The sequence below is a fragment of the Comamonas sp. B-9 genome (assembly GCF_000410635.1).
Taxonomy (GTDB): Bacteria; Pseudomonadota; Gammaproteobacteria; order Burkholderiales; family Burkholderiaceae_C; genus Comamonas.
The window spans coordinates 1-224 of sequence record NZ_KE148595.1 but is presented as its reverse complement, the minus strand read 5'-3'; the positions used below and the strand labels follow the sequence as shown (position 1 = coordinate 224).

Below are 224 nucleotides of genomic sequence, written 5' to 3'. Positions count from 1 at the left end.
TGCCCCATGCCGCCAGCCGCATGCTGGCCTCCATCGCCGGGCTGAACTGGCGCCAGCACCCGCTGCTGACAGGCCAGCCCCTGGGCCGTTTTTTTGACACCGACCTGCAGGCGCTGCCGCAGCTGATGCGCAACCGCCCCGCGCAAGAGCGCATCCTGCGCGCACGCGACGGCAGCATCTGGTTTGCCCATGCGCTGCCGCCCCAGCCGCGCAGCAGCGCGCAG

The 224-nt window shown here is 71.9% G+C and carries 1 pseudogene; it reads left to right on the top strand.

Annotation, left to right across the window (positions count from 1 at the left end):
• A pseudogene (locus H928_RS33445) lies at positions 1-224 on the top strand (sigma-54-dependent Fis family transcriptional regulator); the annotation flags it as partial.